General features: G+C 73.0%; 12 protein-coding genes. 3 read left to right on the top strand and 9 right to left on the bottom strand.

The features are described from left to right. Nucleotides 1-49 precede the first annotated feature (49 nt). The 3 genes from ACZ4E1_RS11280 to ACZ4E1_RS11270 are packed head-to-tail and all read right to left on the bottom strand — an operon-like array spanning nt 50 to nt 3,302. Entirely contained in the window at nt 50-1,402 is a 1,353-nt protein-coding gene (locus ACZ4E1_RS11280; protein ID WP_467538041.1) for a M20/M25/M40 family metallo-hydrolase, read from the bottom strand. After that, nucleotides 1,399-1,842, bottom strand: a complete 444-nt coding sequence (locus tag ACZ4E1_RS11275) for a hypothetical protein (protein ID WP_467538040.1) — start codon at nt 1,840-1,842, stop codon at nt 1,399-1,401. Before ACZ4E1_RS11275 ends, ACZ4E1_RS11280 begins: the two co-directional genes overlap by 4 nt. Continuing rightward, nucleotides 1,839-3,302 carry an APC family permease gene (locus ACZ4E1_RS11270; RefSeq protein WP_467538037.1) on the bottom strand — a complete coding sequence of 488 codons (1,464 nt, stop codon included), beginning with the start codon at nt 3,300-3,302 and terminating at the stop codon, nt 1,839-1,841. The genes ACZ4E1_RS11275 and ACZ4E1_RS11270 overlap by 4 nt, the downstream gene beginning before the upstream one ends. A gap of 316 nt (nt 3,303-3,618) precedes the next feature. On the opposite strand from ACZ4E1_RS11270, the gene ACZ4E1_RS11265 reads away from it, so the two are divergent. Beyond that, a complete protein-coding gene (locus tag ACZ4E1_RS11265) occupies nt 3,619-4,851 on the top strand; it encodes a threonine/serine exporter family protein (RefSeq protein WP_467538035.1) in 1,233 nt (410 codons plus the stop codon). Between the two features lie 67 nt (nt 4,852-4,918). Continuing rightward, nucleotides 4,919-5,860, top strand: coding sequence for a DPP IV N-terminal domain-containing protein (locus ACZ4E1_RS11260; RefSeq protein WP_467538032.1), 942 nt, complete (start codon nt 4,919-4,921; stop codon nt 5,858-5,860). Nucleotides 5,861-5,950: 90 nt separating this feature from the next. Here the strand turns inward: ACZ4E1_RS11260 and ACZ4E1_RS11255 are convergent, their stop codons facing one another. From ACZ4E1_RS11255 to ACZ4E1_RS11240, 4 genes are all read right to left on the bottom strand, one after another. Continuing rightward, nucleotides 5,951-7,990, bottom strand: coding sequence for a hypothetical protein (locus ACZ4E1_RS11255; protein ID WP_467538030.1), 2,040 nt, complete (start codon nt 7,988-7,990; stop codon nt 5,951-5,953). A gap of 105 nt (nt 7,991-8,095) precedes the next feature. After that, nucleotides 8,096-8,881, bottom strand: coding sequence for a hypothetical protein (locus ACZ4E1_RS11250; RefSeq protein ID WP_467538029.1), 786 nt, complete (start codon nt 8,879-8,881; stop codon nt 8,096-8,098). Nucleotides 8,882-8,941: 60 nt separating this feature from the next. After that, complete coding sequence (locus ACZ4E1_RS11245; protein WP_467538027.1) at nt 8,942-10,291, bottom strand: chloride channel protein; 1,350 nt, start codon at nt 10,289-10,291, stop codon at nt 8,942-8,944. A gap of 107 nt (nt 10,292-10,398) precedes the next feature. Next, nucleotides 10,399-11,244, bottom strand: coding sequence for a YhjD/YihY/BrkB family envelope integrity protein (locus ACZ4E1_RS11240; RefSeq protein WP_467538025.1), 846 nt, complete (start codon nt 11,242-11,244; stop codon nt 10,399-10,401). 360 nt (nt 11,245-11,604) lie between these two features. On the opposite strand from ACZ4E1_RS11240, the gene ACZ4E1_RS11235 reads away from it, so the two are divergent. Further along, nucleotides 11,605-12,597, top strand: a complete 993-nt coding sequence (locus ACZ4E1_RS11235) for a S8 family serine peptidase (protein WP_467538022.1) — start codon at nt 11,605-11,607, stop codon at nt 12,595-12,597. A 20-nt stretch (nt 12,598-12,617) separates the two neighbouring features. On the opposite strand, the gene ACZ4E1_RS11230 is transcribed toward ACZ4E1_RS11235, so the two are convergent. Both ACZ4E1_RS11230 and ACZ4E1_RS11225 read right to left on the bottom strand, forming a co-directional pair. Next, entirely contained in the window at nt 12,618-14,264 is a 1,647-nt protein-coding gene (locus ACZ4E1_RS11230) for an acyl-CoA dehydrogenase family protein (RefSeq protein ID WP_467538021.1), read from the bottom strand. Nucleotides 14,265-14,302: 38 nt separating this feature from the next. Then, complete coding sequence (locus tag ACZ4E1_RS11225; RefSeq protein WP_467538019.1) at nt 14,303-14,911, bottom strand: TetR/AcrR family transcriptional regulator; 609 nt, start codon at nt 14,909-14,911, stop codon at nt 14,303-14,305. Nucleotides 14,912-14,981: the final 70 nt, after the last annotated feature.

The raw sequence follows: 14,981 nt of genomic DNA, 5'->3' as shown, positions 1-14,981 counted from the left end.
TTTTGTTTTTCACGGTTCGTTTGCACGGATCGTCTTCACGGTTCGTTTTTCACGGGGTGGCGCGGGTCGCGAACTCCTTCAGGAACAGGGCCTCCACGTGGGCCATGTGCTCGATCTCCGTCGGGTCGACGCTCTCGTTCGGGGCGTGGATGAGGCAGCGGGGTTCCTCCACTCCCATGAGGATGATCTCGGCGCGGGGGTAGGCCGACGCGAAGACGTTGCACAGGGGGATGGAGCCGCCCTGGCCGAGGAAGGCGAGGGGTTTGCCGTAGACCTGGCTCATGGCTTCGCCGAGGGCCGTGTAGGCGGGGCCGTCGGTGGCGGCGCGGAAGGGGGAGCCGGTGCTTTCTGTCTCGACGGTGACGCGGGCGCCCCAGGGGGCTGCCTCGGTGAGGTGTTTGGTGAGGGCCTCGCGGGCGGTGCCGGCGTCCATGTCCGGCGGGACGCGGAGGCTGACGCGGGCGCGGGCGGTGGCCGGGACGGCGGCCGCGGAGCCGACGACGGGCGGGCAGTCGATGCCGAGGACGGTGACGGCGGGCCGGGCCCACAGGCGGTCGGCGACCGTGCCGGTGCCGGTGAGGTGGACGCCGTCCAGGACGCCGGCGTCGCGGCGGAAGGTCGCCTCGTCGTAGCCGACGCCGTCCCACGTGCCCTCGCAGTCCAGGCCGTCGATCCGGGTGGCGCCCGTGGCGGGGTCGCGCAGGGTCGAGAGGGTCTGGATCAGGGCGGCGAGCGCGTCGGGGGCGGGGCCGCCGAACATGCCCGAGTGGATCTCGCCCTCGAGGGTGTCGAGGGTGACGACGAGGTTGGCGAGGCCGCGCAGGGTGATCGTCGCGGTGCCCGTGCCGACCTCCGCGTTGCCGGTGTCGCACACCAGCAGGGCGTCGGCGAGGAACTCCTCCGGGTGCTCGGTGACGTACGCCTCCAGGCCGCCCGTGCCCTGCTCCTCCGAGCCCTCCGCGACGAATTTCAGGCCTACGGGGATGTCGTCGCCGAGCGCCCTGAGCGCGGTGAGGTGCATGACGATGTTGCCCTTGCAGTCCGCGGTGCCGCGCCCGTACCAGCGGCCGTCGCGTTCGGTCAGGGTGAAGGGCGGGGTGGTCCAGGCGGCGTCGTCGAGCGGCGGCTGGACGTCGTAGTGGCAGTAGAGCAGGACGGTGGGCGCGCCGGGCGGGGGCGGGCGGTGGCCGATGACGGCGTGGCTGCCGTCGGCGGTCTCGACGAGGTGCACGTCGCGCAGGCCGGCCTCGGCGAAGGCGTCGGCGACCCAGCGGGCGGCCTTGTGGCATTCCTCGGGCGGGTACTGGCGGGGGTCGGCGACCGAGGGGACGGCGACGAGGTCGGTCAGGTCCTGTTTCGCGCGCGGCATCAACGCCGCGATGCGTGCGGCCAGTTCGGTCATGCGTCTCGCCTCACCGTGTCGTCGGTCTTCAGGTCGTCGAGCTTGTCCTTGAACGTGTCGAGTTTGTCGGGGCAGTAGATCTTCAGGATCTCGGCCTCGGCGCGCAGGGCGCGGGCGTCTCCGATGATCGGGCGCTGGCCGACGAAGGCGGCACCGTTGGAGACGTTGATCTTCCACAGGGCCGATTTGAGGGCGCCGGCGGGGTTCTCGCAGACGGTGCCGCCGTCGGTGCCGAGGGCGCGCTGGATCGTCCCGGTGTCGGGGCGCGGGTAGCCGGCCTCCTCGGCGGCGTCGGCGAGCTGGTTGGCCTTCTTCGCGGCCTCGTTGCCGGTCTTCACGCTCTCGTACTGGATGACGCCGATGATGGCGAGGACGATCAGGAGGACGATGGCGCCGATGTAGATCCACTTGTGTTCGGAGGCGAAGCGGGTGGGGCTCATGACGTGCCGCCTTCCTCGGCGGCCTCGGTGCGCCAGCCGGGTTTGCGGAACTTGAGGAACGCCCACGGGATGAGCAGGCCGAGGATGATCAGGCCGGAGCCGATGAGCAGGACGTACGACCAGACGCTGCCGCTGCCGAACTGCGAGGGCGGTACGAAGCCGATGGCGAGTGCGGCGAGGGAGGCGAGCAGGCCGACGGTGCACAGGAGGCCGAGGGCGGGGACGCGGTAGCCGCGCGGGTGGTCGGGCTGGGTCTTCCGCAGGCGCACCGCGGCGACGAACATCAGCAGGTAGACGATGAGGTACACCTGCGTGGTGATCGTCGAGAAGATCCAGTACACGTTGGAGACGTTCGGGATCAGCGCGTAGAGCAGGGCGATGACGGTGGTGACGACGCCCTGGGTGACGAGGATGTTCTGCTGGACGCCGAACTTGTTGAGCTTCTGCAGGAACGGCGGCAGGTAGCCCTCGCTGCGGGAGATCTCCAGGAGGCCCTTGGAGGGGCCGGCGAGCCAGGTCAGCATGCCGCCGAGGGCCGCGGAGATCAGCATCACGGCGGCGATCGGGGTCATCCAGCCGATGTGGAAGTGGGAGAAGAAGGCGTCGAAGGCCTGCATCACGCCTGCGGTGAGGCTGAGTTGGTCGGCGGGGACGACCCAGCTGATGGCCAGCGCGGGCAGGATGAAGATCAGCAGGACGAGGCCCATCGCCAGGAACATCGACTTCGGGTACTCCTTCGCCGGGTTCTTCAGCGAGGAGACGTGGACCGCGTTCATCTCCATGCCGGAGTAGGAGAGGAAGTTGTTGACGATGAGGACCAGGCTCGCGAGGCCGGTCCACGCCGGCAGGAGGTGGTCGCCGGTCATGGGGGCGGCGGAGGCGTTGCCCTGGCCGAGGAAGACCATGCCGAGGACCACGAGGACGGTGCCCGGGATGAGCGTTCCGATGATCAGGCCCCAACTGGACAGTCCGGCCAGGGCTTTGGTGCCGCGCGAGGACACCCAGACGCCGGTCCAGTACAGGACCATGATGACGATGGCCGTGTAGAGGCCGTTGGAGGCGAGGGACGGGTCGATGACGTACGCGATGGTGCTCGCGACGAAGGCGAGCAGGCTCGGGTAGTAGAAGATCGTCATCGCGAACTGGCACCACACGGCGAGGAATCCGAGCGGCTTGGACAGTCCCTCACTCACCCACCGGTAGACGCCGCCCGACCAGCCGGAGGCGAGTTCGGCCGAGACCAGAGCGGTCGGCAGCAGGAACACGATCGCCGGGACGAGGTAGAGGAAGACGCAGGCCAGGCCGTAGACGGCCATCGTGGGCGCGGCCCGCAGGCTGGCCACCGACGCGGTCGTCATGAGGGCCAGGGTCACCCAGGACAGGGTCGGCCGGGCGGCCGTGCTCACCTCCGTCCGGGCGGCTTGTTGCGGAACGTCCGCCGGAACGTCCATCGATGCCATCAGGCCCTCCTGGGAGCTGCCGACGAGGTCGGGGTCAGCCTCGGTGGGCTCACGCCCGGGCGCGAGACGAGTGGGCCGTTCGGGTGAGGTGGGGTGGGGTGGGTGGGGCTTGCTCCGGGGGCCGGTCGACCGGGGCCGCGCGGGGCGGGGCCGGTCCCGGGGCGTGGAGCGACGCGAGGCCGCGGGGGCGGAGCGGGATGGGGGCAGGGGCCCCGGTGCCGGCCCCGGTCCCGGTGGTGCGGCGGGGCTCGACGGTCCGACGGAGCCTGGCGCCCCGGCGGGGACCAGCGATCCGGCGGGGCTCGATGAATTGGTCGTGTTTCTGTCCCGGCTGACGGGGCTGCTGCTGCGTACCTCCGGTGAGGGCGCGCACCTGGTCGAGCGGGCGGTCGCGGACAGTGCCCGCACGTTCGGGGGTTCCGCGTCGCTGCTGCTGGTGCCGGAGGCGGCGGCGCTGGCGGTGACCGCGGCGGACGGCGGGACCCGGGCCGTCACCGTGCACGGTGTCCCCGAGGTGTTCCGGCTCGATCAGGTCGCCGCGTTGCAGCCGCTGCTCGACGAGGTGCGGAGTGGCCGGATCGGGCTCGCGGCGGCGGATCGCCGGCTGGCGGCGATCGTGGCGGCGCCGGCCCCGTACCCGTGGTGGCTGAAGTTCCTCGGGATCGTGCTGTTCTCGCTGGGGTTCGCGCCGCTGATGCAGCCGACCTGGTACGAGATCGGCGCCACGGCCGTGCTGGGCGCGCTGGCCGCGGGGCTCGCGGTGGCGGCGGAGCGGGTGCCGGTGCTGGAGCGGATCCTGCCGCTGGTGGTGTCGGTCGTCGTGTCCGTCGTCACGATCGAGGTGTTCGCGGACGATCCGGCGCGTGGCGGTCCGGTGCTGCTGATGCCTCCGGCGCTGTTCTACTTCGTGCCCGGCGACTATCTGAGCGCGGCCACCGCCGAGTTGTCGGCGGGCCTGATCACGACGGGTGCGATCCGGCTCGTCTACTCCGTGTTCCTGCTGGTCCAGCTGTATCTCGGGGTGCTGCTCGGCGTCGTCGTCACCGGCACCGACACCCGCGCCCTGTTCGACGTGGCCGCGGACGCGGATCTGCCCCGGTGGGCGCTGTTCCTGGCGTGGATCGTGTTCACGGCGGGAACGCTGCTGGCGTTCGCGATCCCGGTGCGTTTCTTCGTGCCGCTGCTGCTGCTCGTGTACCTCACCGTGGGTGTGCAGTCGGCGTTCACGAAGCTGGTCGGGGAGACGGGCGGGACGTTCGTCGCCGCGGTGGTGCTGGCCGCGGCGGCCACGCTGATCGCGCGCCGTCCGGGCCGTCCGCCCCGGCTGATCCTGCTCCTGCCGGGCTTCTTCACGCTGACCGTCGGTTCGCTCGGTATGCGGGGTCTGACGACACTGGCGGGCGGCCACGTCATCGCGGGCTTCCAGGACCTGATGAAGCTGATCACGATCGTCACGGCGCTCGCGGTGGCTCTGGTGGTGGGCGGGGTGCTGGCGGAGGGCGGGGGTCTGCGGCGTACGGCCGGCCGGGACGTGACCGAGCCCCTGTGACATTCCTTGATCGCTTTTCGCTCTCGTAGCGGGGGCCGGAGACACCGGCTGCCCCAGAAGGGCTCAAGTGCTTCTCAAACGCGTCGTGTTGACCGTGGGTGTCGTCGTCGCCGCGGGTCTGCCGACAGCAGGGACCGCCGTGGCGGGGCAGGAGGCGGCGGCGGCTCCGATCACCGCCACCGGCTACGCCTCGGGCTCTCCCGCACTGGTCACGCTCGACCCGGTGACCGGAGACGTCACCCGGACCCTCGCGCAGGACGCCGACCAGGGCGTCCTGTCCCCAAAGGGCTCCACCGTGGCGTACGTCCAGCGTGACGCCACCTGCATCCCGCAGCCCGAGGGCTGCATGTACGCCCGGAACCTGGTGCTCGCCGGCAACGACGGCAGCGACCGGCGCGTGCTGGTCCCGGGCATCGCGCCCGAGACGAACGAGGCCCCGTACGTCGGACACCCCGACTGGTCCCCCGACGGCAAGCGGATCGTCTACTCCAGCCCGCGCGGCATGGAGTGGATCAGGAGCGACGGCTCGGGGCAGGAGGTGCTGACGACGGCGGGCGGCGCGGGCACGTTCTCGCCGGACGGCAAGAGCGTCGCCTTCGTGCGGACCAGCAGCTACGAGACGCCCGACGGCCGGGAGTACGGCAGGGACGTCTGGGTCATGGACCTCGCCACCCGGGAGGCGCGTCAGATCAGCACGGCCCGCAACGCGTCGTCCGCGCCCGTCGACTGGTCCCCCGACGGGCGGCGCATCGCCTACGTCACCGAGAACGGCCTGACCACCGTCGACGTGGCGACCGGCGCCACGACGGAGCTGCAGAGCACCTGGACGACCGCCCTCAGCGGCGTCCAGGGCCCGGTCTTCTCCCCCGACGGCACCCGGATCGCGTTCTCGGCCGTGAACGACGTCGACGCCACCCGCGGCGTCTACGTCGCCGACGCCACGGACGGAGGCGACGTCCGGCTTCTGACGGGCGAGACCGCGATTCCCACGGACTGGCTGAACGACTGAGGAACACCGGCCGCGGACCCGCGCTCTCACGTCGCGGGCCCGCGGTCGGCCGTGGGGGCTCCGGCCCGCCGTGATCCGGACGGGGGCCGGCTAGGTCGTGGGGCCGCGGCCGGTCGATGTCAACTGCCAGGCGTGCGCGAAGAGTTCGGGGAGGGTGCGGGTGGGCAGGGGGACGGGGTTGTCCAGGCAGCCGGTGCAGGAGCGGTCCACGCCGAGGAGTCGGGCCTTCCATGCCTCCATGGGGTGGTAGGGCTTGGCCGCGGGGATCCATTCGCCCGGGAGGAAGACGCCGCGGCCGGCGCGGGCTCGCTTGTCCTCGGTGACCAGGCCACGTTCGACGAGGGTGGCGGCCGCCTTCTGGTGGCGGGCGGGCTTCCAGGCGTTCCAGGTACAGATGTTGCGGTCCGTGGGGGCGGCCAGGGTCAGGAGCTGGAGGTAGAGGGCCGCCGCGTCCTCGTCCACTTCCAGGGCACCGGCCACCTCGGTCAGCAGGGCGGGGGCGGAGCAGGCCGGATTCGACTCGTACGCGCCGGGCGGGAGCGGGGCGTGCTCGATGCGGTCCATGAGGCGGGCGCAGACCTCGTCGCGCAGCCACTCCACGTACGGGAGCTCTTCGGCGTAACGGTGGTGCACGCGGGCCGAGTTCAGGACCTGGGTGCGCTCGTCGGCGCCCAGGAACGCCGGGCGGAAGTACAGCGAGGGCTGCATGCGGTCGCCTCTGCGCTCGGCGACGCCGTCCACGACCACGGTCAGGCCGTCGTCGAAGCTCTCCTCGCTGAGCGGCTCCGGGCCCTCGGTGTAGGCGTGCGGGCCGAAGCGGTCGCGGACGTCGGCCGCCCGGCGGCCCTGCGTGGCGCTGAGGATCCCGGCGTCGAGGAGCAGCCGGGGGTGGTTCAGGCGCTCGCGCAGGGCGCGGACGAGGCCGGGGGCTCCCGAGCGGACCGGGTCGCCGGCGGGCAGTTCGGCGTAGACGTGGAAGAGGTGCGGGACGACCGTGCACAGGGTGTCCCGGAAGTCGAACAGCTCCCCCTCCTCCCCCGTGGTCGGGAACGGCTGGTACTCGCTGTTGCGGATGTAGGTGTCCAGGTCGGTGCCGAGGCCGCGGATGTCGGCGTGGTCGGTGAACGCCGCGCAGAAGCGGGACGCGGACAGCCGGGGGGTGTGCAGGTCGAGGACCTTCTCGAAGGTGCGCCCGGGGACGACGGTCCGCCGGCCGTAGCGCTCCCGCCACGCATGCGCGAGCCGCTCCGCCACCGCGTGCGTGCCCTGCGGCTCCCACAGCTCGGCGGGGTCGTCGGGCAGGACGTCCGCGGCCAGGTCGAGCCGGCCCGGCGGGCCGGCCCGGTGGGGCTCGCGGGCGCCGTCCTCGATCTCGTTCACCTTGAGCCGCAGGGAGGTGCGCCGGGCGGCGTCGAAGTCGGTGAGCCGGCCGCCTTCGAGCATCCCCGCCAGCGCGAACGTGGCCGCCGCGCGGCTGATACCGGTGCCGTTCCGCAGCAGGGTGACGGCGTCGAGGTCCCACGGCACCGGGCCGCGCTCCCGGACGAGCCGCACCAGCCGGCGGACCTGCTCGGCGCTGCCCCAGCCGCCGGCCGGTACGTCGCTCACCTCGGTGATCGTCCCCAGCTCGGGCGGCGGCGCCTGACCCGTCCGCAGGTCGACGAAGGTCCGCAGCCGGTCGGCCCGCCAACCGGCCACGACGGCCGCGCCCCGGTCGTCGCGAACGGCCGGGGGCGCGCCCTTCTCCAGCCGCACCACGCCCGTGCGCAGGCGGGCCGCCGGGTCGGCGAAGGGGCTGTCGGCCCAGATCTCGAGGAGCGCCAGCAGCCGGAGGCGCCGGTCGTCCCGCATGGGCTCCGCGGCGGCGCGCAGTGCGACGGCGCCGATCCGGCCGATGAAGCGGATCCAGGACCCCTCGCCCGCGATCCCGGGTCCCTCGCCGGACGCGGCCGGCTGCCAGGTGCCGGCCAGATATCGCCCGGCCCGCTCGATGGGTGCCAGTCGCTCCCCGCCGGTGCCGCACCAGTACCCGCTGCCGCGTACGAGGCCGTCGAGCGCGACCCCCAGCTGGAAGTCGTCCAGTGCCCTGAAATCGTCCCGTGCACTCAGCAGTTCGTCGTCCGCCGTCATGTCGTCCCCCCGTCTCACCGCGCCACGCCGCCCCGTCGGCCCTTGCATCGATCATGGCGTACGGGTCTGACAGCGCGGGGAGTCGGTCCGGGGTCGGGCCCCGGATCAGTAGCGGTGGCCCGGCCAGTCCGGGTGGGTCCAGCGGGGTTCGTCGTGGAGGGCCAGGAGGTTGATGCGGCGGCGTAGTTCGTCGGGGGCGTGTGCCGATGCGAGGCGGGGGGACGCCTCGGTCAGGAGCCAGGTGGCCAGGGTCGTGCGGAGGGCGTCGCGGTCGGTGTCGTACCAGTTGCCCTGCCAGGGGAGGTCGTCGCCGAGGAGGTCGTACTCCCATTCCGTGGCCGCGAGGATCAGGTGCGCGTCGCTGACGGGGCCCGTGGTGCGGGCCCAGGTGGCCAGGTAGGGGTCCAGGGTGCCGGAGGCCTCGGCGCAGACGGACAGGACGTCGTGGGCGGGGGCGGGCGGGGCCGGGTCGGTGAGGGTGTGGGTCCACCAGGCGTCGAGGAAGTCCCGTACTGCCGCTGCCTGTTGGGCGGGCCACTGCTGCCAGCGACCTCGGGCCATGGAGCCGCCGGCTTCGGCGAGTCCGTAGACGGTCTCGCGGTCGATGCGGCCCGCGGCCAACTCCCTTGCGAACTGGGGGAGTATGCGGCGCAGTACCGCGCCGTGGTCGGTCCAGTCGATGGCCTGCCAGGTGCGGTGCAGGAGGTCCGGGTCCAGCTCGATGTCGGGGACCTTGAGGAGGGCCTGCTCCTCCTCGCTGCCCCAGTGGCAGGTGCAGTTCGCCTCTTCGGGGATCGCGGTCATGCCGCGGAAGGTGACGGCGAGGGTGTGCAGGGCCTCGTCGAGACGGCGGCGGGTGAGGGTGAGAGGGGTGGTCGGGTCCGTGTCCATGTGAGGGCGGCCTTCCGGGGACTCCGGCGGGGGCGCTGGCCCGGGCCGAAGAGAGACACCCTAGTCGGTCCGGGGGGTGCGGGGGCGAGCCGTTTTCTGGTTCAGGAAGGTGACCGTCAGGTGGGCGGTGACGGCCGTGATGACGATCAGGGGCATCTGGTCGTGGGCGTCCTTGCCGAGGAGGAGGACGCTCAGGACGGTGCTGCACAGGGGCAGGCCCATGACGGCGGTGCCCGCGGCGGTCATGCCGAGGGCGAGCGCCGGGGTCGGGCCGAGGCCGGGGAGCGCGGCGCAGGCCACGGCCGCCGCCGCGCCGATGAGCAGGGCGGGGAAGATCGGGCCGCCGCGCAGGCCGCCGAGGCTGATGGCCCAGGCGAGGCCCTTGCAGGCGACGAGGGCGAACAGGGCGCCCACCGACCAGGCGCCGGGGTGCGCGGCGAGTTCGCCGAGCATGGCCTGCCCGGAGAGCGCGGCCTCCTCGGGCGAACGCCCGGTGATCAGGGCGTACGCGGAGAGGCAGACGCCGACCGCCAGAGCGCAGGCCACCGTACGGGTCGCCGTGTGGGAGCGGGCGGTCCAGTGGCCGGTGCCGTGGCCGAGGCGGCGGGCCAGGGTGATGGCGGCGGCGATGAGGACGGCGAGGGGGATGCCCCAGAGGAAGTCGGCGGCGTCGGGGTTGGCGTTCGGCGGGACGCTGGGCAGGGACAGGCCGCCGATGGTCAGGCCGGTCCACTGGCCGAACCCGGTGAAGACGAGCGCGCCGGACGCGCTCGCGGCGAGGCAGGGCAGCAGGAGGACGACGAGTTGGGCACCGCCGAGCCCGGCGGCCTCCAGGAGCAGGATCGCGGCGACGATGGGGCCGCCGAGGATCGTGGAGATCGCGGCGGTGGAACCGGCGGTCGCGACGACGCCGAGCGCCTGCGGGTTCTGGGCGCCCTTGATCCGGCGTACGGCGAGCAGGGCGAGGGCGCTGCCCACGGCCATCAGCGGTGCCTCGGGGCCGAGGACGCCGCCGAGGGGCAGGACGGTGAGGGCGGCGAGGACGACGCCGGGGAGTTCGCGGGGGCCGATGGGGTCGCCCGCGCCGAGTCCGTCGGCGGGGAGGTGGCCGCCGCCGCCCGGGAAGCGGGTGACGATCGGGGCGAGGATCAGGCCGGCGAGCGCGAGTGCGGGCAGCGGCCACCACCAGGGGGCTTCCGCGTAGCCGACGGCGTCGGGGAGCGCGGTCCAGATCTCGTGCTGGAGCCAGTGCTGAAGGCTCACGAAGAAGAACGCGGCGAGGGCGATCGGGACGCCGAGGAGGACGGAGAGGAGGAGCAGGCGAAGGTAGGCAGGGGTCAGCAGGAGCCGGGCGGGGGACGCGGGCGGGCCGTCGCCGCGGGGCGCGGCGGTGTCCTCGGCTGCCGTCATGCGGGCCCCCTCGTCGTTCGCCCCCGGCCGCCCACCGGGCCGGACCTCTTGCCGTCATCCAAGTCCGGGCCGGTGGCGCGTGCACGTGGCGGTGGGCCGAACGAGGGTCACGTACGGGGCGCCGGTCGGTTCACCCAGCGGTCCAGGGGCGGGGCCTGGGCCAGTACCGCGCCGATCGTCAGCGCGAACGTGACGGCCGCGCACAGCACGATCAGCCAGGACAGCATCGCCAGGACCAGGCCGAAGGCGCCGTACTCGCCGAGGGCGCGGTTCAGGGCGACGGGCAGGTAGACGCGGGCGCCGAGGCTGAGCGCGGTCGTGGCGGCGCCGGCCAGGACCGCGCCGGGGAGCAGCGGCAGCCAGGGCAGGCGGCCGGCCAGCAGGAGGTGCTGGGTCCACAGCCAGACGCCGGTGCTGAGAAGGAAGAACAGGGGGACGCCGAGGAGGCCGCCGGCGCCGAAGCCCTCGCGGATCGGGCCCTGGAGGAAGACGAACAGGACGAGGGCGAGCAGCCACACCACCCAGCGCCAGGCGGTGATGCGGGTCGAGGCCTTCGGCAGGCCCCAGGCGCGTTCGCAGACCCGGACCATGGCGCGGCTGAAGCTCGTCGCGGAGGCGAGGGCGACGACGAGACCGATCGCTCCGCTGGTGTCGCGGATCTCGTCGTCCGCGTCGGAGTTGACGACCCGGGCGAGTTCGTCGGCGGTGGCTCCGGAGAGGCCGAACATCGTGCGGACGGAGTCCTGGAGCTGGGTGCCGACGCTGTGCGGGGCGAAGGCGGCGATCGCGAACAGGAGGACGGAGGCGAGGAAGGCCTGGGCCGCCAGTCGGGTCGCCGAGTCGAGGAGTCGGCCCGTGACCAGGCGGGCGATCACCTCGGTGATGACGGGGGCGCGGCGCTCGGCTCTGGCCTGGAGTGTCTTGAGGCGAGTGATCAGGTGCGGGGCGCCCATGTCTCGGAGTATCGCGGGGCGGGACCGGGTTCGCCCGGGGGAGCGCGTCTGCGGGGTGATCGTCTCATCGCCGGGTGCGGGCCGGTGGGGCTTCTCGCGCAGTTCCCCGCGCCCCTGAAATGCAGACCCTTCGGGTCGCATTTCCCCGATGAGGCGCAGCCTCATTAGGGGCGCGGGGCTGTGTCTCTTTGCGGCTCCGCCGCGTGGGCGCGACCAGCCACGACGCATCCGCACCCGGCGACGAAACGGTCACCCGTCCCGACCAACCCGTGTCGCCCCCGGAGCGGCCCCGCCGTCCCCTGGAAGCAGCCCGAAGAAGAGCCCGAAACAAAGCGCACCCCCGATCGAGAAGAGGCCCCGATGACCCGTGCTGCCGTCCGGAGGATCTGCGTCGGGATCGTCGTAGGGGCCATGGTCGGCGGGCTCGCCACCGGCTGCGGGGACGACGACGAGAAGAAGGCGGATCCGCTGCGCGGGCAGCAGTGGGCGCTGGACACGCTGCGGCTGCCGGACGCGTGGAAGGACGCGGAGGGCGACGACACGGTGATCGCCGTGGTCGACAGCGGCGTCGATCTGGACCACCCGGATCTGAAGGGCCGCCTCGTCGACGGATACGACTTCGTGGACGGTGACAAGAAGCCGCAGGACGGCTTCGGGCACGGCACCCACGTCGCGGGCATCGCGGCGGCCCACACCGACAACGGCATCGGCGTCGCGGGCGGCGCCCCCGCCGCGAAGATCATGCCCGTGCGCGTGCTCGGCGACGACGGCACCGGCAGCAACGGGAACATCACCCGGGGCATCGTCTGGGCCGCCGACCACGGCGCCGACGTCATCAACCTCTCCCTCGGCGAAGGCCCGTTGATGTCGAACCTCCTCCAGGGCGGCATCCTGAACGCCGCGATCCAGCACGCCCACGACAAGGGCGCGGTCGTCGTGGCCGCCGCCGGGAACGACGGCGCCGCGACCCAGCCGTACAAGGTGCAGACCCCGGTGCTGGTGGTCGGGGCGAGCGATCGGAACGGGCAGCCGGCCGAGTTCTCCAACTTCGGTGCGCAGAACGCCGTCTCGGCGCCCGGCGTCGGCATCATGTCGACGCTGCCGACGTACGGGGTGGAACTGACGACGAAGAAGAACGGGGACGTGAACGACTCCGGGTACGGGGCGCTGGACGGTACGTCCATGGCCGCCCCGTACGTGGCGGCCGTCGCCGCGCTGCTGCACCGCGAGGGCAAGAACCCGGACGACATCATGCGGATCGTCCGGGACACGGCGAAGAACCCGGACCATGTGCAGAAGCTCGGGCTCGGGGTGGTGGACGCGAAGGCCGCCGTCGACAGCGCCGACGACTGACCCGCCCACTTTCCGCCAGGTCAGAGACCTGCGGGAAGACGGTCGAGGAGCGCCGCGAAGTCCGAACCCGGCGGCAGCGTGCCGAAGGCCTGCCCGCGGTCGCCGGCCAGCCGGGTCGCGCAGAACGTGTCGGCGACGGCGGCCGGCGCGTGCCGGACCAGGAGCGAGCCCTGCAGGACGAGCGCGGCGCGTTCGATGACGCGGCGGGCGCGCAGCGGGGCGTCCTCGGTGAGCGTCAGCTCGCCCTGGAGCTCGCGCCAGGCGGTGTCGAGCCGCGCGTCGGCGCCGGACGCCGCCTCGATCTCCGTACGGAACGCTTCGAGGGAGGCGGGTTCGCGGGCGAGGGCGCGGAGCATGTCGAGCGCGTTGACGTTGCCGGAGCCTTCCCAGATGCCGTTGAGGGGGGCGTCGCGGTAGAGGCGCGGCATGCCTGACAGTTCGTCATATCCGTTGCCGCCGAGGCATTCGAGGGCTTCGGCGACAGCGGCGGGCTGGCGCTTGCAGACCCAGTACTTGGCGATGGCGGTGGCGAGGCGCAGGAAGGCGCGCTCGGAGTCGTCGCCCTGCTGGGCGCGGTCGGCGGCGCCCGCGAGGCGCAGGGCGACGGTGGTGGCGGCCTCGGACTCGACGGACAGGTCGGCCAGCACGTTGCGCATGAGCGGCTGGTCGATGAGCTTGGCGCCGAAGACGGAGCGGTGGCGGGCGTGGTGGGCTGCCTCGGCGAGGGCGGCGCGGGTGCCGGAGGCGGAGCCGAGGACGCAGTCGAGGCGGGTGCTCGTCACCATGTCGATGATGGTGCGCACGCCCTTGCCCTCGGCGCCGACCAGCCAGGCGACGGTGTCGTCGAACTCGGGCTCGCTGGAGGCGTTGGAGCGGTTGCCGAGCTTGTTCTTGAGGCGCTGGATGCGGAAGGTGTTGCGGCTGCCGTCGGGCAGGACGCGCGGCACGAGGAAGCAGGACAGGCCGCCGGGGGCCTGGGCCAGGACCAGGAACAGGTCGTTCATGGGGGCGCTGGTGAACCACTTGTGGCCGCGCAGCCGCCAGGTGCCGTCGGGCTGCGGGGCGGCGGCCGTGGTGTTGGCGCGCACGTCGGTGCCGCCCTGCTTCTCGGTCATCCCCATGCCGGCGAGCAGCCCGGCCTTCTCGGTGGGGGTGCGCAGGCCGGGCTCGTATACGCGGCTGGTCAGCAGGGGTTCGTACGTCTTGGCGAGGTCGGGGGCGTGGCGCAGGGCGGGGACGACGGCGTACGTCATGGAGACCGGGCAGCCGTGTCCCGCCTCGGTGCTGCTCCAGACCATGAACCCGGCGGCGCGGGCCACGTGGGCGCCGGGGCGTTCGTCGGCCCAGGCGCTGCCGCCGAGGCCCTCGGAGATCGCCACGTCCATGAGGGAGTGGTAGGCGGGGTGGAAGTCGACCTCGTCGACGCGGTTGCCGTAGCGGTCGTGGGTGCGCAGGACCGGCTCGTACGTGTTGGCCTCCTCGGCCCAGCGGCGGACCTCCTCGCTGCCCGCGCGGCGGCCGATGCGGTGCAGGTCGTCGAGGGACCAGGCGGCGCCCTCGCGGCGCACGCCCTCCAGGAGGACCGGGTCGTCGGCGACGTCGTGGCCGGTCAACGGCGGGGCCTGGTTGGTCACTTCGTGGGTCACGGCGGTGGGCTTGCTCTGCACGGTGCGTGCCTCCTGTGACGGGACGAGACGGGGTGGGGTCAGGGCGTCGGCGCGCCCGCGCAGCGCAGCGCGGCGGCGGTGAGGTCGGCGAGGAGCTGCTCGGTGCCGTCCGGGTCGGGGTCGGCGAGCGGGTCGACGAGGGCCTCGCCGATGGCGCCGGTGAGCACGGCGGCGGTGATCTCCGCGTTCTGCTCGGGGAGCCGGCCGACCGCGATGCCCTCCCGGACGACCTCGGCGTACAGGGCGCGGTAGCGGCGGCGGAAGTCGAGGCGTTCGGCGCCGACGGCCGGTTCGGCGGGGGCGGCGAGCAGGGCGTAGGCCAGGCCCCGGTTCTCCAGGGCGCGGCGGGCGAAGACGTCGACGCCGCGGGCGAGGCGCGCGACGGGGTCGCCGGGCTCGTGCAGCACCTGCCCGAGGACCTCGACCTCTCGTCCGGCGGCCCGCCGGAACACCTCGACGGCGAGCGCGGCCTTGGACGGGAAGTGCTGGTACACGGACCCGGCGGCGATCCCGGCCGCGGCGGCGACCGCGGTCACGGAGGCCTGCGCCCAGCCGACCTCGGCGACGACGGCGGTGGCGCGGGCCACGAGGTGCTCACGGGCGGCTTCGAGCCGGCCGAGCTCGGCGGGTGTCTTCCGGTAGGCCATACAAGCAGTGAACCATCATTCAGTTCTTTGCACCATGGCCCGCCGGCAAGTCCTTCGAGGGCCCCTACGC

It is taken from the genome of Streptomyces sp. NPDC025806, assembly GCF_055558275.1.
Note: the sequence above shows the minus strand (reverse complement) of the source record. Positions and strands in the feature narration are given on the sequence as shown.